Annotated in this window: 19 protein-coding genes; 11 read left to right on the forward strand and 8 right to left on the reverse strand. The window is 67.2% G+C overall.

Annotated elements, in window-relative coordinates; all coding sequences use genetic code 11:
• The first annotated feature begins 272 nt into the window (after window positions 1–272).
• Window positions 273–1,457: a glycosyltransferase family 4 protein gene (locus DCS98_RS00995; RefSeq protein ID WP_164704314.1), complete on the forward strand. Its 1,185-nt coding sequence runs from the start codon at window positions 273–275 to the stop codon at window positions 1,455–1,457.
• 445 nt (window positions 1,458–1,902) lie between these two features.
• On the opposite strand, the gene DCS98_RS01000 is transcribed toward DCS98_RS00995, so the two are convergent.
• Window positions 1,903–2,841, reverse strand: coding sequence for a hypothetical protein (locus tag DCS98_RS01000; RefSeq protein WP_116449492.1), 939 nt, complete (start codon window positions 2,839–2,841; stop codon window positions 1,903–1,905).
• 951 nt (window positions 2,842–3,792) lie between these two features.
• Here DCS98_RS01000 and DCS98_RS01005 point away from each other — a divergent pair.
• The gene (locus tag DCS98_RS01005; RefSeq protein WP_116449493.1) at window positions 3,793–5,049 is read left to right on the forward strand and encodes a hypothetical protein; all 1,257 of its coding nucleotides are present in this window, start codon (window positions 3,793–3,795) and stop codon (window positions 5,047–5,049) included.
• A gap of 117 nt (window positions 5,050–5,166) precedes the next feature.
• Window positions 5,167–6,411, forward strand: coding sequence for an oligosaccharide flippase family protein (locus DCS98_RS01010; RefSeq protein ID WP_164704315.1), 1,245 nt, complete (start codon window positions 5,167–5,169; stop codon window positions 6,409–6,411).
• A 4-nt stretch (window positions 6,412–6,415) separates the two neighbouring features.
• On the opposite strand, the gene DCS98_RS01015 is transcribed toward DCS98_RS01010, so the two are convergent.
• A complete protein-coding gene (locus tag DCS98_RS01015; RefSeq protein ID WP_206340042.1) occupies window positions 6,416–6,895 on the reverse strand; it encodes an LbetaH domain-containing protein in 480 nt (159 codons plus the stop codon).
• Window positions 6,896–7,135: 240 nt separating this feature from the next.
• On the reverse strand, window positions 7,136–8,128 hold the full coding sequence (locus tag DCS98_RS01020) for an NAD-dependent epimerase/dehydratase family protein (protein WP_338070202.1): 993 nt from the start codon (window positions 8,126–8,128) through the stop codon (window positions 7,136–7,138).
• A 942-nt stretch (window positions 8,129–9,070) separates the two neighbouring features.
• Between DCS98_RS01020 and DCS98_RS01025 the strand changes: the two genes are divergently transcribed.
• A complete protein-coding gene (locus DCS98_RS01025; RefSeq protein WP_241036991.1) occupies window positions 9,071–10,519 on the forward strand; it encodes a sugar transferase in 1,449 nt (482 codons plus the stop codon).
• Window positions 10,520–10,528: 9 nt separating this feature from the next.
• Here DCS98_RS01025 and DCS98_RS22770 read toward each other — a convergent pair whose 3' ends face one another.
• On the reverse strand, window positions 10,529–10,696 hold the full coding sequence (locus DCS98_RS22770; RefSeq protein WP_164704316.1) for a hypothetical protein: 168 nt from the start codon (window positions 10,694–10,696) through the stop codon (window positions 10,529–10,531).
• 141 nt (window positions 10,697–10,837) lie between these two features.
• On the opposite strand from DCS98_RS22770, the gene DCS98_RS01030 reads away from it, so the two are divergent.
• From DCS98_RS01030 to DCS98_RS01040, 3 genes are all read left to right on the forward strand, one after another.
• The gene (locus DCS98_RS01030; protein ID WP_164704317.1) at window positions 10,838–11,482 is read left to right on the forward strand and encodes an arsenate reductase/protein-tyrosine-phosphatase family protein; all 645 of its coding nucleotides are present in this window, start codon (window positions 10,838–10,840) and stop codon (window positions 11,480–11,482) included.
• Between the two features lie 90 nt (window positions 11,483–11,572).
• On the forward strand, window positions 11,573–12,460 hold the full coding sequence (locus tag DCS98_RS01035) for a hypothetical protein (RefSeq protein ID WP_116449499.1): 888 nt from the start codon (window positions 11,573–11,575) through the stop codon (window positions 12,458–12,460).
• Between the two features lie 117 nt (window positions 12,461–12,577).
• Window positions 12,578–13,297 (forward strand): nuclease-related domain-containing protein, encoded by a 720-nt coding sequence (locus DCS98_RS01040; RefSeq protein WP_164704318.1) that lies wholly within the window; start codon window positions 12,578–12,580, stop codon window positions 13,295–13,297.
• Between the two features lie 32 nt (window positions 13,298–13,329).
• Here DCS98_RS01040 and DCS98_RS01045 read toward each other — a convergent pair whose 3' ends face one another.
• Both DCS98_RS01045 and DCS98_RS01050 read right to left on the reverse strand, forming a co-directional pair.
• Window positions 13,330–14,388, reverse strand: coding sequence for an LCP family protein (locus tag DCS98_RS01045; RefSeq protein WP_116449501.1), 1,059 nt, complete (start codon window positions 14,386–14,388; stop codon window positions 13,330–13,332).
• A gap of 89 nt (window positions 14,389–14,477) precedes the next feature.
• Window positions 14,478–14,747 carry a hypothetical protein gene (locus DCS98_RS01050; RefSeq protein ID WP_116449502.1) on the reverse strand — a complete coding sequence of 90 codons (270 nt, stop codon included), beginning with the start codon at window positions 14,745–14,747 and terminating at the stop codon, window positions 14,478–14,480.
• Between the two features lie 325 nt (window positions 14,748–15,072).
• Here DCS98_RS01050 and DCS98_RS01055 point away from each other — a divergent pair, with 325 nt between their 5' ends.
• The 4 genes from DCS98_RS01055 (at window position 15,073) to DCS98_RS01070 (ending at window position 19,888) form a co-directional block, all read left to right on the forward strand.
• Window positions 15,073–16,392: a UDP-glucose dehydrogenase family protein gene (locus tag DCS98_RS01055; RefSeq protein WP_116449503.1), complete on the forward strand. Its 1,320-nt coding sequence runs from the start codon at window positions 15,073–15,075 to the stop codon at window positions 16,390–16,392.
• Window positions 16,392–17,567, forward strand: coding sequence for a glycosyltransferase family 87 protein (locus tag DCS98_RS01060; protein ID WP_164704319.1), 1,176 nt, complete (start codon window positions 16,392–16,394; stop codon window positions 17,565–17,567). The genes DCS98_RS01055 and DCS98_RS01060 overlap by 1 nt, the downstream gene beginning before the upstream one ends.
• A gap of 492 nt (window positions 17,568–18,059) precedes the next feature.
• The gene (rfbB, locus tag DCS98_RS01065; RefSeq protein WP_116449505.1) at window positions 18,060–19,055 is read left to right on the forward strand and encodes a dTDP-glucose 4,6-dehydratase; all 996 of its coding nucleotides are present in this window, start codon (window positions 18,060–18,062) and stop codon (window positions 19,053–19,055) included.
• Window positions 19,052–19,888 (forward strand): SDR family oxidoreductase, encoded by an 837-nt coding sequence (locus DCS98_RS01070; protein WP_206340043.1) that lies wholly within the window; start codon window positions 19,052–19,054, stop codon window positions 19,886–19,888. Before rfbB ends, DCS98_RS01070 begins: the two co-directional genes overlap by 4 nt.
• Here DCS98_RS01070 and DCS98_RS01075 read toward each other — a convergent pair.
• Window positions 19,885–20,526, reverse strand: a complete 642-nt coding sequence (locus DCS98_RS01075) for a peptide deformylase (RefSeq protein ID WP_116449506.1) — start codon at window positions 20,524–20,526, stop codon at window positions 19,885–19,887. The genes DCS98_RS01070 and DCS98_RS01075 overlap by 4 nt on opposite strands.
• Window positions 20,523–21,551, reverse strand: a complete 1,029-nt coding sequence (locus tag DCS98_RS01080) for a hypothetical protein (RefSeq protein WP_116449507.1) — start codon at window positions 21,549–21,551, stop codon at window positions 20,523–20,525. Before DCS98_RS01080 ends, DCS98_RS01075 begins: the two co-directional genes overlap by 4 nt.
• Window positions 21,552–21,618 lie beyond the last annotated feature (67 nt).

A 21,618-nucleotide genomic window follows, 5' to 3' on the forward strand; every position in this document is an offset into this window, starting at 1 on the left:
GACAGTTCGGAATTGAGTCGGAATTGAGCCTGCGTCGGGCAGGCACTCGGCGGGGCAGGACGGTGAAGACGCCACCACCAGCCCGCCGCACCGGCGGCCAATTGTGGAGGGGTTCGCCCCTCGCGTGGCCGCGAGACTCGGCCGCACAAGAGCATGGATAAGCTCGGCCAGACACGATGACGGCCTCCCCTAGAAGCTGTTGGTACGCCGACATTGAACTCCTATCCGTTGTTAACCAGTTCCCGAGGTGCGCATCCATGCAACGTTCTGATATGGACCAGGAATCACAAGCCGCCTTTGCGGCCGGTCGGCTGTTCGACGCCTCAACGGAGAAGATCGCCATCGTGGTTAACAATGACTATTCCCTGCTCGACCATCGCAGGAACTGGGTAGAAGCCTTCCTCGGGGCGCAAGCAACCGTTCTCGTCTATGCCGAGGCAACCGGCCCTCACGAGCAACTGATCGACCGAGGCGTGAAATTCACGAACACGGCAATCGGTCGTGAAGATGTATCTCTGATTCGGGAACTCGCTCGATTGTTGCGGTTGACGATCGTGCTACTTCGGGAGAGACCCCATATCGTCTTCTTGATACAGACCCGCGCCAATGTTCTCGGTTGCGCCCTTCCCTTGGTGCTACGACGGACCAGATTTGTGCGGGTCTTCGGGGGGCGCGGTCGAGTCTTCGGCGACACATCCGGCGGCAGTAGGTTGGTGAAGCTGGCAACGCGTATTTGCCTTAGCCTGTCCGCGCATTGCAAGAACACGACGAGCATATTTCAGACGCCGAGCGATCTAGACTACTTCGCCAAGCGCCAGATGGCCGTGCGTGAGCGCTCTCGTGTGATCGTCGGCACCGGAGTGAGCGTCGACAAGTGGTCCGAGCAATCGCAGGCTCCCCGCACTGACGAACCCGTGGTCGTCATGATCGCCAGACTGTTCAAGGAGAAGGGTGTCTACGACTACGTAGATGCAATCCGCCTTCTGCGCAAACGGGATGTTCGCGCAAGGTTCGAACTCGTCGGGCCGATCGACGAAGGCCTGTCGACGAGTGTCTCCGCGCAGGAGATTGCTGACTGGGAGCGCGAAGGCTTGGTTCGGTATCTTGGTCGACAAGAGAATATCGCCGCAATCTTGCGCGAGTGCCACACTTTGGTCCTCCCGTCATACCATCCAGAAGGAACCCCGCGAGTGCTCCTTGAGAGCGCGGCGGCCGGCGTGGTTCGCATCGCCAGTGACATCCCGGGCTGCGCTGCGACGATCGAATCCGAAGTCGACGGCATACTTGTTCCGGTCCGCGACCCGGAGTCACTTGCCAGGGCGATAGAACGCTCGGTCACACAGCCCGACTTGGCGAACCGTCTCGGCATGGCCGCACAGGCGCGCGCGCGGAGGGAGTTCCCGGTCGAAAGGGTCGTGGCGCAGGTCTTGGATGCGGGCGGCGTGCGGCGGCGGTAGCTCGAAGACATCCGTCCCTCTCCCAGCACACATGAAAAGCGCCGGTCGGTGACCCGAGCGGCGGAGTCTCCATTGCAACGAGCCGGGGGTGCGCCTCACTGGCGCCCACCGCGCCCCTGCACTGGACCATCGTCGAGAACGGCATTCTGATGCGCCTGAGTCCGGCCTGCATTCAGTTCAGAAACCGCACCTGCAGGGACCCGCAGAGCTCACCGACTCTTCCTCGACTGTGGGGGAGGCTGACCCTGGTGAACCGTGGGGTGGAGGCCTCGTTACGTCGCACATCCGGTCAGCCAGCAGCGAGGGGAGTGCTCGCCGAAACGCGGATCATGTAGAAGCCGGAGAGTCCGTCCTGTGTCCGAGGCAGATCGGATGACACGCAGTCTTGGCGTCTGGCTGCGCCGGCCCGCAGCTGGCCACCACGATGGAAGCGCGGGTATCTCAGTCAGCCGCGAGAGCTTTCGAAGGCAGAGCGAGACGTCCCACCGTCTTCCATGGGCGATGAATCCGTCTCTCCCTGCACACTCGTCGGCAACACCTTCATAGCCTCATCGCGGACTTCGAGTGGATGCGCCCCCGCATCGCCCCGATGGAGCGGAGAAGCCGCAGTTACGTGATCTTGCGGCGACTGACGGGCGTCAGACGCAGGAGGGGATCCGACCGCCGCGTCGCTTGGCCCTCCCTCCAATGCCGAACTCGGGAGGCCAGTTGGCACCATGCGTCGCCTGTCCCTCGAGATGAAGATGCGCGCCGCAAGAAGCCCGAGAAGCAGGATCGCGATGGGGCCGTAGATAGCCGGATTCGGGGTAGCCAGCTCGGCTACCGTGGCCTCCTCGACAAGCTCGGACGTCGGAGTGAGCGGGGCATTGCTCAAGGAGGTGACGAGCACTGCCTGTCGCTGCTGTTGGAGGGCGGAGATCTCCGACTGGGCAATCGACAAGTTCGCTAGGGCGAGCGACCGGGCATTCGCGTCGCTCGTGGTGCTCGCGATCTGGTTAGCGGCGTCTGCGCGAGATCGAGCGTCGTCAAGAGCGGCATCGATGGGCTCGAGGCTGCTTTCCGACTGCTCCTCGTATGAGCCCATGGCCGCTTTGACCCTCTCCGCCACAGCCGATACAAGGGTGGCAGCGACCGCATTCGCCGCCGCCTGAGCATCTCGGGACTCCGGTAGAGAGACGGTGATGCGGATGAGGTTCTGATTGACATTGACCGCGGCTTCGACTCGGTCGATCAACTGCTCGGGTTCGAAGCCGATGGAGGATGCGGCTGCGCTGGTGATGGATGCCGTTTCAGCTAACGCCGCATACTGGATCGCCAGCTCGTTCGAGGCACTGACACCGTCGCGCGCTGACGCGCGCGCACTAGAATCAACCGTCACCGACACGACTGCCGTCGATGAGTAGGCCGAGGGAGCCAACGCTGCGAGCAGGGCAGTGGCGCATGCAACAGCAACACACACCCCGAGCAGATGCCATCGTCGCGCCCATGCCAAGGACCAGGCATCTTGCTGAGGCGAACCCCGGTGAGATGAATTTCTATCCGTACTCAAGTGCACTCCCCGCGCTAGTAACAGCTCTCACCGGTGAACCTTCGCAACGTCGCGACCAAGGTTGGCAGTCTGACTCGAGCCGCGCACGGTCTTTGCCGCGAGTGAGGTGAGTCGTTCCGCGCCGTTGCGCACAGACGAGGAGGCGGCGTTGCAAGCGAATGCTGCATCATGGTTTCGATCCATGGCACCGCTGGACGTGCTCGTCACTCGTCCGTGCACAGCTTCCCTACTATCTGTTAGTCCACTTCGCCTCATAGTGACGGCTCTCCGACAACTTGGCGGCCCCAGATCGAACGATCTCCGGTGCAGTTTAGGCTTCACGCCCCTCCGTGCCAGCGGGAGGCGCCCACTGCCTGAAGACACTGGATCCCGTGTCCAGGCTAGCGGGTGCGGTTATCAGAAACGTCGTCCTCGCGCTGTGGAGATCCGCATGCCGCGGATGCATCAGATTGTGTGCACCCGTCTGCGGAATGGTCGCAGGCCAGCGATCTCCATCGGAGGTGACCCACGTTCAAACTTCGTGATCGACGGGGGATGCTTGCGCGCATCGACCGTGACCTATCTGACGACCAGCTGCGGGGGATGTCACCCGAGGGCCCGCCAGCTCGCCAACGGTGTCGACAGACTGGTCCGCAACTGCTGCATCGCACCGGACCGCCTGAGCCGATCGCAGCGGCCGGCCACCCTCGGATAACCTGACTTGGTCGCAACAATTCAGACACTCAAGCGGTCACCGCTTCGACGGGGCAAAGGAAGCCACTCATCGTGACCAGTCCTACCCTTCCGGTGGTCCTCCAGATCGCCCTTCTGGCGGTCGTACTGCGGCTGGGCAAGCACAATAACGCCGATCCGACATTTTACAAGTACTTCAACCCGCACGCGTTCTTTGGATTGTTCGTCACCCTCTTCTTCATCATCCCCGAGATCTACGGCTTGACCCACTACTACTATCTCGACGGTTTCCCATTCGCGGTTACCGAACGGTTGTTCATTGACGGCGCTTGGCTCTTCACCGTGTTCCTTGGGTTCGTATGCGTCGGCATGCTGCTGGCGCGACCGGCGAGGGTCGAAGCACCGATCACTGACAGATCCAAGATGATTCTCGAGTCGATCGAGACTCGACATCTTAAGCTCTTGACCGTCTTTCTGGCCAGTGGAGTCTTCGCGAACCTCTACTTGGCGATGCAGTTGAGTGGCTCGACCGGATTCCGCTCGCAGCTCGTCAAATCGGCGTCGGGTCAAGCTCTAACAATCATCGTCTACTTCGGGTCCTTCGCAGCGGCCTTGCTCACGGCGTACTTCATCAGCGTCAAGCGCTACTGGCTCGGGGCCGCTGTTCTCGTCACGTTCTCCGCTTCGGTGCTCTTGACGGAGTCGCGAGGGCGCATTCTGTGGCCAGCCGCGATAACGGTTATCCTCCTGATCAGCCGTCGCGCCAAGCCGCCTTTTGCCAGACTTGCCGTAATCGGCGTTCTGACACTCGTCGTCTTGCTCTTGCTAGACCCGGTCAACAAGTACCTGGCGTCGGGCACGCCGATCCAGCTATCTGACATCTTCAACATCGACGCCCCGTTCCAGCGACGCAACTTCGACGGTATGTCGAACTTCGTTCTCATCTCGCAGTCAGGTCTTACGGAACCAGACTGGTCTAGATGGTTGAGTGGAGGGAATGTCGACTTTATGACCAAGTTTTTCCCTGACGTCCTGGCGTCAGGGGTTGCCTTCGGAGTTACGATTCCTGGCTGGCTTTACATGGCAGGCGGCGTCTTCGGCGTATGCGCCGGAGGGATCTTTTATGGGATGTTGCTCGGGCAGATAAACCGATTGGTGCGTCGAACGATCGCTCCGGAGCTCTTGGTCGGCTATCTCTTCGCCATGACTTGGCTCGGCGCTGTCGGCGGTGACTTCGTAGGAAGCCTCGACAAAGCGGCGGCCAGCTTCGCGCCGGCCGTCGTCTACTGGTTGGTATGCAATCGCGCCAAGACCGGAAGGCATGCGGTCGATCGACCGCATATGCAGCAACTGTCAATGAACGAAGTCTGATCGAAAGTGGAAACGAAGTCGGCCGTCCTCGCGCACCCAAGCACGCGACTTCAATGGCGCTCAGTGGGAAGGGCCCGATAGAGAATGCCCTCAAACCGAAACTCGTTCGCGTTGGTCATGATCGCGAACGCCGCCCGAGCAGGCAGCCTTGCTACTGCAACCTTCCTACTCGCCAGGGAACTCGGGCCCGCTGGTCGGGGCGAAGTTGCGGCTGCATTGGCGCCGATGACTGCCGCGGCCGCAATCTTCGCAGGCGGTCTGCCGGATGCTGTCTCTCACTTCGTAGCTCGCTTCCCCCAGTCGGCAAGGAAGGTCCTCATCCGAGGCCTCTGGGCAGCCGTGCTCCTTGGCGTGCTGGGCGCAGTATCGGTCGCTTCGATGGCCGTTCCTCTGTCGGGTGGGCAGAACTCCTTGGCTGTGCTCATCGCTGTCACAGGCATCGCCACAATCCCGTCGATCGCGGTGGTCGTTCTGCGCTCCTTTGCGTCTGGCGCGCAGCTGTGGTGGCGCGTGTCGACCGAGGCTGCGATTGCGGGGGTATTCCAGATCGTCGGTCTCGTCACTCTGTGGACATTGAACCGGCTGACGCCGAGTAGTGCCCTAGTCGTCATGACGACGAGCATCGCCGCGGGTGCCCTGGCGTACGTCGGCGCCGCTCATCTCTTCAAGGGCCGCAAGATCGAAGATGACGAAGTCCCGACATCGCAGTTACTGCGCTTCAGCGCAGGCGCCTGGTTGGGTGCGGTAAGCAGCGTTGCGCTAACTTATGTCGCTCAGATCCTAATGGTGCCGCTGGCGTCAGTTGAGCAACTCGGAATCTATGCCCTCGCAATCAACATCGCTTCCCTCTTGACGCTTGTTACTGTGTCCGTTCGCAGTGTTGTATTGGTCGATCAATCAAGCAGCTTCGACTTTGACCGGTTAGCGCGCCATGCTCGCTACTCACTGATCGTGAGTCTGACGCTTACTGCGGCGCTGGCGGCTCTGGTGCCGACGTTGATCCCGGTCGTATTCGGTGAAGCTTTCTCTGCCGCAATCCTGCCAACCATAATTCTACTGCCTCCGCTTATCGTCTCTGCGAGCGGATCGGTGGCTACGGCCGGCCTGCTGGCGTTAGGAAGGCCTTGGCTGCGAAGTGTTGCGCTCATGAGTGGCTTGGTCCTCAATGTCGGGCTGATAGTCCTGCTGGTACCGCCATTGGGAGCGAATGGCGCGGCTCTCGCAATGCTTGCCAGCGCACTGCCACCATTCATGAGCATACTCTTCTTGCGGTACTACTATGACCAGCGCATCAAGGACTACATGATGCCGCGTCGGGGAGATGTGAAGAAGTTGGTGTCAGCCGTGAGCAGGCGGATCTGACCGACTACAGGTACGGCCATCCGCGGGAATGATCGTGGCGTTGCTTCAGAGGGGCGATGCGACTGTTAGCAGTGGGGAGCAACACGTGATCATCCGGCACGCTCTGCGTCACCACCGCGTGGGCTCCTATCACCGCGTTCCTGCCGACGGTGACGCCACCGATGATGATGGCTCCCGGCATGATGCATGCACCGTCTTCGATTACAGGGTATTCTCCTCGGCGGTCGCGACCCAGCGTGACGTCATGATATATCGTGACATCGCGGCCGATTCTTACACCTTCGCCGATGACAATCCCAATCGGGTGCGGAACGTGCAGATCGGGCTGGATGGCGAACTTCGTCGAGACGTCGCAACCGTGAAGGCTCATAAGCAGATTGCGCCAAATGTACGCTGTCCAGCCGCCACGGCTGGCCGCTCGTATCAGTGCGGCACCCCGCAGGCGAGGGGTGGCGATCAACTTGATCAAAGAGAGCGTTCGCACAGGTACATTCTACGCCGAAGCGATATGGAGGTCCGACGAGTCCAACGAGTCGACGTGGAACGCTTCTGGGTGCCCAGGGATGCCTTCACAGTGGGGCAAGGGGCCGTACCAGGCGGCCATCGGGCTGCCCCGACCAGGAGGAGCAGCCCGATGAGCGCCGGTTCACAGGCGAGGCGACTCACTAGGTCCATGCCGTTCGTTGCATCCGGCGGGATCTTCTCGGTCGGGCCAGCCGGCGGCCTAGTTGCTCGACCGCATTGCCCAGTCGTACTGGGACTTCAGCCCCTCCTGCAGCTGGATCTCGGGGCGCCAGCCGAGCAACTTCCCAGCTAGCTCAGTGCTGCCGCCGGTTCGTTTGACGTCGCCCGGCAGGGAGTCGCGATACCGAAGGTTCAAGGGCGATCCGTGGATGCTCTGGACCACGTCAATCACTTCGGTCAGAGAGACCGACGAGCCGCCCGATAGATTGATCACCCTTCCGGGCGGGAGACCTGCGGTCGCCGCCAGTATGTTCGCCCGAACGATGTCCGAAACATGCGTGAACTCGCGGATCTGGGATCCGTCACCGTAGACGTCGAATGGCCGCCCTTCTATTGCGCTCCTGACCAGTCGCGTGAAGGCCATGTCAGGTCGCTGCCTGGGGCCATAGACGGTGAAGTAGCGCAGCGACACCGTCGGTACGCCGAAATTTGCGGCGTAGAGCGAGCACAGATGTTCCGCCGCCAGCTTGGTTGCGCCATAAGGACTAAGGGGCGAGGGGACGTCCGTCTCTCGCGTTGGATAAGCGCGGGCATCCCCGTAGATGGAGGAAGATGAGGCATAGACGAATGACTTCAACTCCGCGGACCGGCTCGCTTCCAGCAACTTCTGTGTCGCGGAGATGTTGCTGTCGATGTAGATATCGAACTCAGTGCCCCACGAGCTTCTCACGCCCGGCTGGCCGGCCTGATGGAAGACGTGGTCTACCGACTGCACGAGTCCCGCAAGATCGATCCGATTGAGATCGGCGTGCACAAATGAGAACCTGTCAGACTTCTGTGCCGTCTCGAGATTGCGCCTCTTCAACTCCGGGGAGTAGTAGTCAGTCAGTGAGTCGAGTCCAATAACTTCCCAGTCGGTGGCTGCGAGGAGTTGCTCCACCAGCGTGCTCCCGACAAATCCAGCACACCCCGTAACGAGGGCCCTACCCTTTGTCACCTGCGATTCTCCCGTCGTCGAGCTATTCGGCGCCACGGTATCCCGGATGGCGAGGAGGTCCCAATCCTGCCCTCCTAAGGTGCAGGAGAGGTGTCGAACTACGTACTTGTCATCTTTTGAATCGTGCGGTGAGCGCCGGATATCCGAGGGTCCGCGCCTTGAACGAGAGGGGGTGCGGACATGCCTTCGATGATTCTCCTGCGGTCTCAGCGGCTTCTCTGCGAGTCGCATCTGGTGCGTTCGACAAGGCGAAAGAGGGCAACCGAAACCAGTCGCGCCTTCTTGTCCGACGCGGGCGATGTGCTGGCGGCTCGCCATCGGGTCGTAGGCGGTGGCAGTCTGGCGTTGCTCGCGTGACCGCTGCGGACCAGTCTGGAGCCATGTAAGCGCTTGCAGCTATGTAGCCGAGCGTGCGGGGTTGTGCGGCGGTTGGTTGATCGCAACCAGCGGTAGCGCTCCTCGCGCGGGGTGTCCATCTGGCGAGGACCGCGGCCGCCGTCGTGCCAAGCGGTACGCGCACCGATGGCTGCCACCGGGCCCAGCGTGCTGCGACGGCGCATGGCAGCCCAGCGGGGAGTGCTGGGCTCCCGCATCGACGGGCTTGACGTCCCGCGCGCGACTCATGAATTGAGCTCTAGGCGCATGGCGTGACCAAACTCACGCCTGCGATAGCGATGTCGCTCCAGGGGGTGAGCGGCGCGTCATAACGGTTGGTAAGGCACTCAGAGCCGTGAGTACACCAACGGAGTGCCGGGCTCTGACTGGCCGCGATTCGAGAAGATTTGGCTATCAACCATCTTCCGCGAAACGGCTTCGACTGCATACTTTGTTGGTCGGTCGACGGCGCTCCCGTCGAGTAGCACGTAGTTCCGGCCAAGGCCGATGCGCACGGGGGTGCCTAAGGTGTCGTTGATCGATGTCCGTGACGGAACGACTCGTCACATTCCGCAGCAGCGCGGTCGCCGATCGTCATGGTCTGTGGCCCGGCTTCGCGGCGAGGGCACGAAAGCCCGCCGCGCCTGGCGCGGTGCCTACGTCCGCCGGCTCGTCGTCCTGGACGTGGTCGCCGCGCTCGTCGCTGGCTTCGTGGGCATGGTGGCCGAGACGGGGCCGGTCACCCAGCGCTTCAGCGACGCCGGCAGCCTCGCGCTCGTCCTGCTGGTGCTCCCCACGCTGTGGGTCGGCGCCATGCTCGCGCTGCGGGCGTACGAGGAGCGCTTCCTCTGGATCGGCTCCGAGGAATTCCGCCGGGTCTTCTTCGCCTCCGCCACCCTGCTCGCCAGCCTGGGCACGCTGTCCTGGGCGTTCCGGCTCGAGCTCGCCCGCGGCTTCGTCATCGTCGCGCTGCCACTCGCCGCGCTCTTCACCATGGGGCATCGGCTCATCCAGCGTCGTTGGGTGCACCGCCAGCGCGAGAACGGCCAGTTCCAGCAGACCGCGATCGTGGTCGGTCACCGCGGCGGGGTGCAGGCGCTGCACGCGCAGATCAACCGTGAGGCATACCACGGCTACCGCGTCATCGGCTGCTGCGTGCCCGACGACCACCGCGGTGACGTCACCGCCACGTTCGACGGCCTGCCCGTACTGGGCGCGCTCGACCAGGTGGTCGACGTGGTGAAGCAGTACCAGGTCGACACCGTCGCTGTCCTGCCGTCGCCGGAACTCGACGGGCCCGCGCTGCGACAGCTCGGCTGGGACCTCGAGACCACCGAGGCCGAACTGCTGCTCGCGCCGGCCGTGACCGAGGTGGCCGGCCCCCGCGTGCGCATCCGTCCGATCGCCGGCCTCCCGCTCATGCACGTCGAGCGCCCCGAGTTCCGGGGTGTGCGCCGCCTGCTCAAGACGACCTTCGACAAGACCGCCGCCTCGTTCGGCATCCTGCTGATCGCGCCGCTGCTGATCGGGCTCGCTCTCGCGGTGAAGCTCACGAGCCGTGGCCCGGTCTTCTACATGCACGAGCGCATCGGCCTGGGCGGCAAGGCGTTCAAGGTCTACAAGTTCCGCAGCATGGTCCCCGACGCGGACAAGATCGTGGACGCCCTCTTCGAGCAGAGCAACGAGGGCAACGACGTCCAGTTCAAGATGAAGCGCGACCCCCGGGTCACCCGGATCGGCGCGATCATGCGCCGTTACTCGCTCGACGAGCTGCCGCAGCTGTTCAACGTTCTGAACGGGACCATGTCGCTCGTGGGCCCGCGGCCGCACGTCACCCGCGAGGTCGAGCAGTACGGCTTCGACATGCGCCGCCGGCTCCTGGTGAAGCCCGGTATCACGGGCCTGTGGCAGGTCAGCGGACGTTCCGACCTCTCGTGGGACGACTCGGTGCGCATCGACGTCCGGTACGTCGAGAACTGGACGCTGACGTTCGACCTGATGATCCTGTGGAAGACCTTCGGCGCGGTCGTCCGCGGGTCGGGCGCCTACTGACCTTCCCGGTCAGCGCGGGGGAGCGGCGACCAGCAGGTCGTCCGGAACGTAGTCGGGCACGAGCGGGTGCCCGGTCGCCTCGCGCTCGTCCGCCAGCCGCAGCCCGCGGCCGAGAAGGCAGGCCAGGGGCAGCGAACAGGCAGCCCACGCGACTCCGCCCAGCAGCACCCACGTCATGCACATAGTTCTACGGAGCGAGATCGCTCCATCACCGAACGCCACGCAGGCAGAACCTGCCGAACGGACCGGCTCGTCACTGGTCACCCTGGCGGGTAGGTCGACCGAACCATGAGCGGAGCTCTCACCGACACTGGTCAGGTGTCCGCTGCCCCTGCGGATCCGTTCCGGGTCCTGGTCGTCTGCACCGGCAACATCTGCCGGTCGGCGTTCGCCGAGCGGCTGGGTCGGGCGTGGATCGGCGAGGCGTTGGGCGACGACGCCAGCGAGCTGGTCGTCGAGAGCGCAGGCACCCGGGCCGTCGTGGGTTCGGCCATGCACCCGGACAGCGCTCTCGTCCTCCGCGGCTACGGCGTCGAGGCCGACGGCTTCCGCGCCCGCCAGCTGGCGGAGGAGCACCCTGCCCAGGCCGACCTGGTCCTGACGATGACCCGGGCTCACCGGAACCAGGTGCTCGGTCTGGCTCCTCGCGCCCTCGCACGCACGTTCACCCTCCGCGAGGCAGCTGCTCTGCTCTCCGCACTCGACGACCTCGAGCCCGAAGGCGACGACTTTGTGGCGCGGGCGCGAGCGCTGGTCAGGGCGATGGCTGATGCCCGGCCCGGACGGAGCGCGACGCGCACCGACGACGACGTGTGGGATCCGATCAACCAGCCGATCGAGGCGCACGAGGAAGCGGGCGAGCTGATCGTCGAGACCTTCCTGCCGCTGCTCCGCAGGCTCGCCGACCTCCGGTCGGCTGAGGCGTGCGGGACCGCTGCGGCGGAGGAGCCGGCCGCTCGCTGATCATCCGGCGCGTCGCGGAGTTTCTGCCCAATTCGGGGGAACTGTGACCGTGTGGTCACAGTCGTCGCTCGGGCTGCCGATGAGGAGAGCGTGTGGTGGCTCTGGGTGCTGGGCGGTCTCGTCGCGTGGATGGCGATCGCTGTCGTCGTCGGCACGGTGCTCGGCCGTGGGATCCGGCAGGCCGACCTGCGTGCAGCCGGAGCGGCCGCCCCTGACCTCCGGGTGGCCGCCGAGCGGCGCGCGCCTGTCGTCCGCGAACGTCGCCGCGCAATCCCCGTTCCGCCGATCGGCGTGGCCCTGTTCGGCGTGGCCGTCGCGCTGGAGATTGTTGGCTACGTCGGCCGCCTGACCGGGGCGAGCGGTCCGACTGCAGATCTGCTGTCCATGGACGCGCCCTGGTCGCTGCCGCGCCTGTTCGTCGCCGCCCTCTTCGCCGCAGCCGCGCTCGCTGCCGTTGCCGGCGCCGGCAGCATCCCTGGCCGCCGCACGTGGTGGCTCGCCATCGGCCTCGTCGCCGGCGGTATCGCCGCCGTCAAAGCAGGCAGCACCGTCCACTCCGACGTCATGGCGTTGCTGTCGGATGCCGTGAGCGACACCGGAGCTCTGCTGGTCAGCGCCGGAGCCGCGGTCGCCGTCCTCGCCGGGCTGGCGTTCCTGAGCCGCACCGAGCGCCGTGACCGGCGCCGCATGCTCGGCGTCCTCGCCCTCTACGCCGCCGCCTCGGTCGGGCTGTCGGCGGTGTCCTCCGCCGTCGCGGGCGCCGTCGGTTCTGCCAGCAACTGGGCCGCGGCGGCGACGTTCGTCGAGGAATCGGGCGAGGCGCTGGCCGGCGTCTCGTTCCTCGTCGCCGTCCTCGTCGGTGTCGCGCCGCGCCTGGTGCTGCCCGCCGAATGGGCGCTGCGCCGCTCCGCAGATGAGCACACGCTCGACCTGCCCGAGCAGCTCCCTTCCCGCGCCGAGGGCACCGCCCACTCCTGAGTGGCTCAGGTCGGCCGGCGATCCAGCCGATAGGACGCTGTGCGCTCCATCCAGATCCGGCGCGAATGGCCGCTGGGAGATCGGCGGGCGAGCCGTCGCCGACGCCGAGGCTCGTGGTTGGACCGCGAGCTGCGGGTCGCTCGCCGGCGCCTGCTGCAGAGTCGTTGGCGCGATATGGCCGCCGCCCTCGGCGCGTTCGCCGTGTCGGGGGGGCTGCTGGCGATCCTGGTGTCCAGCTGGCCGTTCGCAGCAGGGCTAGTGGTGGGCGCCTATCTCGGAGTGCTCACCGTAATGCTGCTCGTGCTGCTCGCGATCGCCGACGGCAGCGTTCTTCCCCGCCTGGGTCGCGCTTTCGAAGGGATGGTCGGCGATGAGCTGGACAAGGCGCCCGGAGTTCTCGCCGTGGTCAGTGGAGTCTCCTTCGCCCATAGGGACGTCGACCACGTGGTGCTGGCCCGAGGGGGCTGCTTCGCCGTAGAGGTCAAGGCCTCGTTCGGTCGCCGCAACGGACGAGGTGAGGTTCCCGACCTGGACAGCAAGCTGGCCCAGACTCGCAACGGTGCGCGGCAGATCGAGCTTCTGCTCGCCAGCAGAGGGGTACCGCTGCCGGTCAGCCCGCTACTGATCCTTGCCGGGTCGGGGGCGCCCGACATGGCGGCCATCGGGCGGTACGGCGACGTGCTCGTCGGCACCCTGCGCAACAGTGACGCTTGGCGTTCAGCGCTGATGGGTCTCGACAGCCACCACCTGGACGAGGTCACCGCGCGCACTGCAGCCGCCGAGCTTTCGGCGTTCTGCCAGGAGCGGACCGGCTACGAGCTCGCCAACCCCCGCTAGGCGCCTGCTCGCCCGGCGACGGACTTCGATCGTCAGCGGGGGACGTCGGGGAGGGCCTGCTGCTCGAACTCGGCCGCGTTCTGGGCCAGCGAGTCGGTCTGCAGGTAGGTCCACATCCGATCGCCGGTGACGGCGTCCAGGTAGACGACGCTCGCCGCGCCCTCCATGCCCGTGCCGAGGACCGGCGCGGTGAAGAACTCGACGCTCGAGGGCCGCACGTTCCGCAGTGAGTAGGCCAGCGCCAGCAGGTCGGTGTTGCCGAGGGTGTCGTCGACCGTCGTCGCACCCGTCACCGCTCGTAGTGCGGCGTCCAGCCGGCCGGGGTCGGTGAAGGTGTCCGAGCTGAAGAGCTTGCTGAACATCGACCGCAGGTACTGCTGCTGGCGCCGCACCCGGTCGAAGTCGCCGCCGGGCAGACCCTTGCGCTGCGCCAGGTACCAGCGCGCCTGCTCGCCGTCGAGATGGTTCTCGCCGGCCTGGAACGTGTACGGGCCGTTCGTGCTGGTCTCCGCGACCACGACGTCCACCCCGCCCAAGTCGTCGGTGACCTGGATGAGCCCGTCGAAGTCGATGGTCACGTAGTGGTCGATGCGCACCTCGGTGAGCTGCTCGACCGTCTGGATCAGCAGCGTCGGCCCGCCGAAGGCATAGCTCGCGTTGATCTTGTTCATCCCGTGGCCGGGGATGTCGACCCACGAGTCGCGGGGGATCGAGATCAGCTGGGCGTGCTGCCGGTCCGCGGTGAAGCGGGCGATCATGATGGCGTCCGAGCGGCCGTCCGGCGTCTCGCCCGGCTCGAGCTCGGCGCGGGTGTCCGAGCCGACCAGCAGGAAGGTGACCGGGTCGTCGCCGGCCGGCTGCGCGGGTGTCGCGGGCGCCGGGCGCGAGTCCTCGTCCAGGCCAGAGAAGACGTCCGCGACGCGGTCGATGTTGCCGGCGTACCGGTTGGTGAGGAACCAGAGCCCGCCACCGACGACGAGGGCGAGCACCAGCGCGAGGACCCCCAGGCTGATCAGTACCCGGCGCAGGGGTCGGTGCCTGACCGGTTCCGCGGAGTCGAACTCCTGCTCGCCGGTCTCGTCCCTGTCCATGCCAGCCCCCGTACGCCGAACGTCCGCACGAGCGTACGGCGAGAGACAGGCGGCTCAGCCGTGCCGCTCACCCGGCGGGGTGAGCGCTGTCAGCTGCGGCGAGAGGGACGGCCCGGTCCGACAGTCTCGGAGAACGGGCTGCGGGGGCGGCTCAGCGGCCGGCGGGCGCTGGGTAGCTCGTGCCGGGTGCGAGCGGCGGGCCTCGCGTTGATTGGCTCGTCGGCCGACACCTCGGTGTCGGGCGTCCGTCCGATCCTCGCGGCCTCGACGTCGGCGCGGCGCACCCCGCGGCCGATCAGGATCGCGAGCAAGACGGCGATGAGTACCCATGCCGCGACGATCACCAGGAGCCAGCTCATCGCCGTTCCTTCTGACGAATAGGCCTGCGCCCTTGCTCGACGCCGGCGTTGGACAGGACTCCCCGTCGTCCACGTTCCGTCGGTCACTTCCCCCGGTGCTCACCAGTCAACCGCCACCACGTCCCCGACCGGGTGACGGTTCGATGACGATCCCCCGAGTCCGCTTCCTCCCTCGTCGGGAGGAGACACGGGCCCTTGGCGGATGAAGCACGTCTCACGAGGTGGTTCCAGGGCAGAGCCAGCCCTTACGGTCCTCTGTGACATGGCGCGTCATGCGCTCGCGGGGGAGAGGTGGCCCGGCCACCCGACGGGAAGCGGAGCACTCATGAAGATCTCGGTCATCGGCTGCGGCTACCTCGGTGCCGTGCACGCGGCCTCGATGGCGGAGCTGGGCCACGAGGTCGTCGGCATCGACGTCGACGCGCCCAAGATCGAGGCCCTGTCCCAGGCCCGTGCGCCGTTCTACGAGCCGGGCTTCGAGGAGCTGCTCGCCCGCACGCTCGAGACCGGCCGCCTCCGTTTCTCCACCGACTTCGCCGACGCCGCCGGCTCCCAGGTGCACTTCGTCTGCGTCGGGACCCCGCAGAAGCGCGGCGAGTACGCCGCCGACATGCGCTACGTCCAGGGCGCCGTCGAGTCGCTGCTCGACGTCCTTACCCCCGGCGAGCTCGTCGTCGGCAAGTCCACGGTCCCGGTCGGGACGGCGGCCGGCCTGGCCGAGGTCGTCTCGTCCAAGGTGCCCGGCGCGCTGCTGGCCTGGAACCCGGAGTTCCTCCGCGAGGGCTTCGCCGTCCAGGACACGCTGCACCCCGACCGCCTGGTCTACGGCCTGCCGGCCGGTCAGGACGGCGACACCGCGCGTGCCCTCCTCGACGAGGTCTACGCGACGATCGTCGAGCGCGGCACCCCCAAGGTCGAGAGCGACTACGCCACCGCCGAGATGGTGAAGACGGCGGCCAACTCGTTCCTCGCCACCAAGATCTCCTTCATCAACGCCATGGCCGAGCTGTGCGAGGCCACCGGCGCCGACGTGAAGCTGCTGGCCGACGCGATCGGGTACGACGACCGCATCGGCCGCAAGTTCCTCAACGCCGGCCTCGGCTTCGGTGGCGGCTGCCTGCCCAAGGACATCCGCGCGTTCATGGCCCGCGCCGGCGAGCTGGGTGCCGACCAGGCGCTGACCTTCCTCAAGGAGGTCGACAACATCAACATGCGGCGCCGGATCCGCATGGTCGAGCTCGCCCGCGAGGTCTGCGACGGCTCGCTGCTCGGCAAGCGGGTCGCCGTCCTGGGTGCGGCCTTCAAGCCCGACAGCGACGACATCCGCGACAGCCCGGCGCTCAACGTCGCCGCCCAGCTGCAGCTGCAGGGCGCGGTCGTCCGGGTCACCGACCCGGCCGCGGTGGAGAACAGCCGCCGCCAGTGGCCGCAGCTCGACTACGCCGACACCGCCGAGGAGGCTGCGCAGGGCGCCGACGCCGTCCTCGTGCTGACGGAGTGGAAGGACTACCGGAGCCTCGACCCGGTCGCCTTCGGCGAGATCGTCAAGCAGAAGCGCGTGCTCGACGGCCGCAACGCCCTCGACCGCGAGGCGTGGGTCGCCGCCGGCTGGACGTACCGCGCGCTGGGTCGCCGCGCCGGCTGATGTCCGTCCTCGAGTCCGCCCGGGCGCGCGCCGCCGCGCTCTGGGCGGTCGCCGCGGCCACCAGCCTGCTGGCGGTGGCGTCCGTCGCCGTCAGCGGCCGCCGCGCGCTGTCGGACGCCCGGGAGTTCGGCAGCAAGGACTTCCAGTGGAGCCCGACCCGGCTCTTCCTCGACGGCGTCGACCCGTACCAGGCGCGCCTCGACGGCTCCGACGACATCATCCTCACGCAGTCGCCGAACTACCTGCACCTGCTCTACGAGGTGCTCAGCCCCGTGGGCCTGCTGCCCTTCACCACCGCGCGCGCTGTGTGGCTGGTGCTCAGCGTCGCCCTCGCCATCGCGCTGGGGGTCTTCTACGCCCGGACGGCGCACCTCGGCCGGGCCGGCACGGTGATCCTGGTCGGCGCGCTGCTCGCCTCCACCCCGGTGCGGCTCGGGCTGTCGGTCGGGCAGCACGGCGTCTTCCTGCTCGCCTGCGCCACCGTGGCCTTCGCCTTCGCCGCCCGGCCGTGGGCGGGTATACCGCTGGCGGTGGCGCTCACCAAGTACTCGTTCGCCCCGCTCGGCCTCGTCCTGCTCGTGGCCGGACGCATCCGGACGATCGTCGTCGCCGGCGCCGTCCTCGCGGGCGGTGCGCTGCTCTTCGCCGTCGTCACCTCGACCGGCCTCGTCGACGCCGTCCTGGGGCCGTTCCGCGTCGCGGGCAACGCCGTCGGCTCGGGGGCGGCCGACCTGATGACCGTCCTCGGCCTGACGCCGTGGTTCGACGGCAACGAGCCGGTGGTCAGCGCGCTGGCCGTCGTCGGGGCGGTGGCGCTGGCGGTGATCGCCCGCCGGCAGATCCGCTCCGGCGACTGGGTGTTCCAGCTCGGCATCGCGTCGGTCGTCTCGCTGATCTGCTTCAAGCACCTCGCGCACGACCTGGTCTTCCTGCTGCCGGTCGTCGTCCTCGCGCTGCGCATGACGGGGGCGCGGGCCGCCGTCGCCTGGGCGGGACTGGCCTGGCACGGGTTCGTGGTCGGCGTCCTCAGCCAGCTCGGGACGCCGTACGACACCCCGGCCGTGGTCGTGGCGTCGTTCCTGGTGCTGGCCGCGATGTTCGCCGTCCTGGCGACCGATCCGGACGCCGAGCGCTCGCGCGACGCCCGGGGGCTCGCCGACGCCGGCCTGCACTAGGCCGCGGCGGGGGTCAGCTGCCCGGGGGGAGCGGATGCCGTGCCGCATGGGCCCGCGGCCAGACCCACTGCGGGTTCACCTCGGGCGGCCTGGCCATTGGGCGTGCCGCCGGCGGGGTGAGCGGCACGTAGCCCTGGGTGCGCAGATTCGCCGCGACCTGGGCGGCGGCCCGGCGCCGGGCGGACGGGCCTCTCCTCCACAGCCTCACCGCGCGGCCGCCACGACCACGGCCACCGACTCGGCGACCTTCCTCAGCAGTTCCCGGCGCACGGCGCGATCCTGGCGTCCACCGGTGACCACCCGTGATGCTTCTGCGGGAGCGCCACCCGTCCCGGGGACCACGCCCACCCGAACGGCGGACGGCCGCGGTCACCGACCGTCGCAGCGCCGGCGTCCGCACGGGCGCTGACCGGCTGCACGGGCGGCCCCGCACCGCCGTCCAGCTAGGGTGACGGCGTCAGTTGCAGGCGATTTCTGGGGGTTCGTCCGACGATGCGGATGCTTGTCACGGGTGGAGCCGGCTTCATCGGGGCGAACTTCGTCCACTACACGCTGCGCGAGCACCCCGAGCACCAGGTCACGGTGCTCGACGCCCTCACCTACGCGGGCAACGAGGCGTCGCTGGCGCCGGTGCGCGACCGCATCGAGTTCGTGAAGGGCTCGGTGGCCGATGCCGGGCTCGTCGACGAGCTGGTCGGCCGCAGCGACGTCGTCGTCCACTTCGCGGCCGAGAGCCACAACGACAACTCGCTGAACGACCCGTCGCCGTTCCTGCAGACCAACATCATCGGGACGTACACGATCCTCGAGGCGGTCCGGAAGCACGGCGTCCGGCTGCACCACATCTCCACCGACGAGGTGTACGGCGACCTCGAGCTCGACGACCCGAAGAAGTTCACCCCCGAGACGCCGTACAACCCGTCGAGCCCGTACTCCTCGACCAAGGCCGGCTCCGACCTCCTCGTGCGCGCGTGGGTGCGGTCGTTCGGCATCGAGGCCACGATCTCGAACTGCTCGAACAACTACGGGCCCTACCAGCACATCGAGAAGTTCATCCCGCGGCAGATCACCAACGTGCTCGCCGGCCTGCGCCCCAAGCTGTACGGCAAGGGCGAGAACGTGCGCGACTGGATCCACGTCGACGACCACAACTCGGCGGTCCACGCGATCATCGAGAAGGGCCGCTCGGGCGAGACCTACCTGATCGGTGCCGACGGCGAGAAGAACAACCTCGAGGTGCTCCAGCTGATCCTCGAGCTGCTCGGCCAGCCCCGCGACGCCTACGACCACGTCGTCGACCGCGCCGGCCACGACCTGCGCTACGCCATCGACGCCACCAAGCTCCGCGACGAGCTGGGCTGGACGCCGCAGTTCACCGACTTCCGCGACGGCCTGGCCGCCACCGTCGACTGGTACCGCGGCAACGAGTCGTGGTGGGGCCCGCTCAAGCAGCAGGTCGAGGCCAAGTACGCGGCCCAGGGCCAGTGACGACGGTCATCGTCGGCGCCAACGGCCAGCTCGGCCGGGCGCTGCAGAAGGCATTCCCGGACGCCGTCGCGCTGGGCCGGGCCGAGCTCGACGTCACCGACGCCGCGGCCGTGCAGGCCTACGCCTGGGACGGCGTCGACGTGATCCTCAACGCCGCCGCCTGGACCGCCGTCGACGCGGCCGAGGACCCGGCCAACCACGACGCCGTGCGCGCGGCCAACGTCGACGCCGTCGGGTCGCTCGCGCGGGCCGCGGACGCCGTGGGCGCGACGCTCGTGCACGTCTCCAGCGAGTACGTGTTCGACGGCCGGCACGAGGGCCCGATCAGCGAGGACCTCGAGCCCTCCCCGCTGTCGGTCTACGGGCAGAGCAAGGCCGACGGCGACGTCGAGGCCGCCCGGGCAGCCGAGCACTACGTCGTCCGCACCACCTGGGTGGTCGGCGAGGGCGGCAACTTCGTCCGCACGATGGCCTCGCTGGCCGACCGGGGCATCTCGCCGACCGTGGTCGACGACCAGATCGGCCGGCCGACCTTCACCGTCGACCTCGCCGCCGGCATCGCCCACCTCCTGTCGTCGGGCGCCCCGTTCGGCACCTACAACCTGACCAACGGCGGGGAGCCCGCGTCCTGGGCCGAGGTCGCAGCCGCGGTGTTCGCCGCGCGCGGGCGGTCGGCCGACGACGTCGGCCGCACCAGCACCGAGGAGTACTTCGCCGACAAGCCGCAGGCCGCCGTCCGGCCGCTCAACAGCGTGCTCGACCTGGCGAAGATCGAGGCCACCGGCTTCACCCCGCGCGACTGGCGCGAGGCCCTGGCCGACTACCTCGGCTAGCTCCCCGGAGGGACGAGGACCTCGGCGCCGAGCCCTGTGAGGACGTCCGCGACGGGCAGGCCCTGCCAGTGCGTCTGGTATCGCGCCTTGTCCATCAACGTGCGGGGAGTCATGCGCTCCGTGTACAGGACCCCGTTCACGTGGTCCGTCTCGTGCTGCAGGATGCGTGCGTGCCAGCCGTCGGCCTGGAACGTCGTCGGCTCGCCGGCCGGGGTGAGAGCCCGGACGACGACCGCGTTCCACCGGGCGACCAGCGCGGTGTAGCCGGGCACGCTCAGGCACCCTTCGAACCAGGCCGACCACCCGGCGTCCAGCACGGGTTCGAGCACGGGATCGAGCAGGCCGTAGGTCTCGAACGGGTACCGCCCCTGGCGGCCGTAGAGCCCCGGGTCCACGCCCGGCGGAGCGACGGCGCGGTCGCCCAGGACGATCATCCTCAGGTCCACGCCGATCTGATTGGCCGCGATGCCGACACCCCGCGAGGTCGTCATCGTGAGGCTGAGGATGTCGCGCAGGCGACCCAGTCGGTCCGGGGGCCAGATCTCCTGGTCGTACGAACGGCAGACCCGGTGCAGGACCGGCGTGCCGGCCAGTGCGAGCTGGCTGGGCAGGACGGTCGGGTCATCGGGCTGACTCATGCCTCGTCCCCTTCCCGGTCGGTCCACGCGAGACCGTAGGTCCGGTCGCGCTTGAGGTCGGTGAACCGGTGGGCCGCGTTGCCGAGGCGGTCCACCTCCGTCTCGACCGCGTGCTCGCGCAGGATCGGGCGGATGTCGTCGCCGCGCAGGAGACCCGGTGGGAAGTCCTCGATCAGCCACGTGGGGCGCTGAACCCGGTCGGCGTACCAGACCCGCACATTCATCTCGTCCATGTCGTGATGTCCGGTCGCCGTCCACATCGGCGCCATCCCGACGGTGTCGTGGAGCACCGTGAAGCGGTGCGTCTCGCCTGGAGGAATGGGTTCCGGCATGCACAGCAGTTCCAGCAGCCAATGCGCGTTCGGTTGCTCGACCTCCAGCAGTTCTGCGCCTTCGAGGACCTCCGTCTGAACGCGTGACGTCTTGTAGGGGAGCGTCTTCCCGACCACGTAGTACTGGGCGTCGGGAGATTGCGACAGCACCTCGATGACTTCGTGCACCTGAACGTGCTCGGCGAAGACGCGCACCGTCACATCCCAGCGGACGACCTTCAACTCGCCGCGACGGTCGACGATCCGCTTGAGGCGCGCGAGCGCGACCTTCTCGTGCTTCGCGTCCTCGATCACCGGGGCGTTGGAGGCGGCCAGGCGCGCAGCCAGCATCGTGAAGGCGGCGTTCACCTTTCTGATCACGGTCCTGGCGTGCACCAGGTCCGAGTCGGCGCGCGCGTTGACCCGATCGGTCCACTGCTGGCTGCTGCCGCCCAGGTTGAGCCCCAACCGCGCGTAACTCGTCATCGCGACGTGCTCGTGGCCCATGCGGTTCAGCTCGCGGGAGACGAGGCTGATGAATTGGTGGATCCGGCGCTCCGCGGGGAGGTCCGGGTCGATGCGCAGTTGGTCGAGTACGGTCGACGGGAGATCGGGCAGCGAGTCGGGGCGCGCCAACCCCAAGCCCTTTCTGACCTCTTTGAGGAAGGCGACCAACTCCTCGTCGTGGGCGACCGCCGCGGCCCCTGGGCTCACCGCGGCAGGCTACCTGTCCGCCCCTGTCCACCGCGCTGTCCAGTGGACATCCATTGGCCCCCGCTGT

Source organism: Blastococcus litoris, assembly GCF_003075095.1.
GTDB lineage: Bacteria > Actinomycetota > Actinomycetes > Mycobacteriales > Geodermatophilaceae > Blastococcus_B > Blastococcus_B litoris.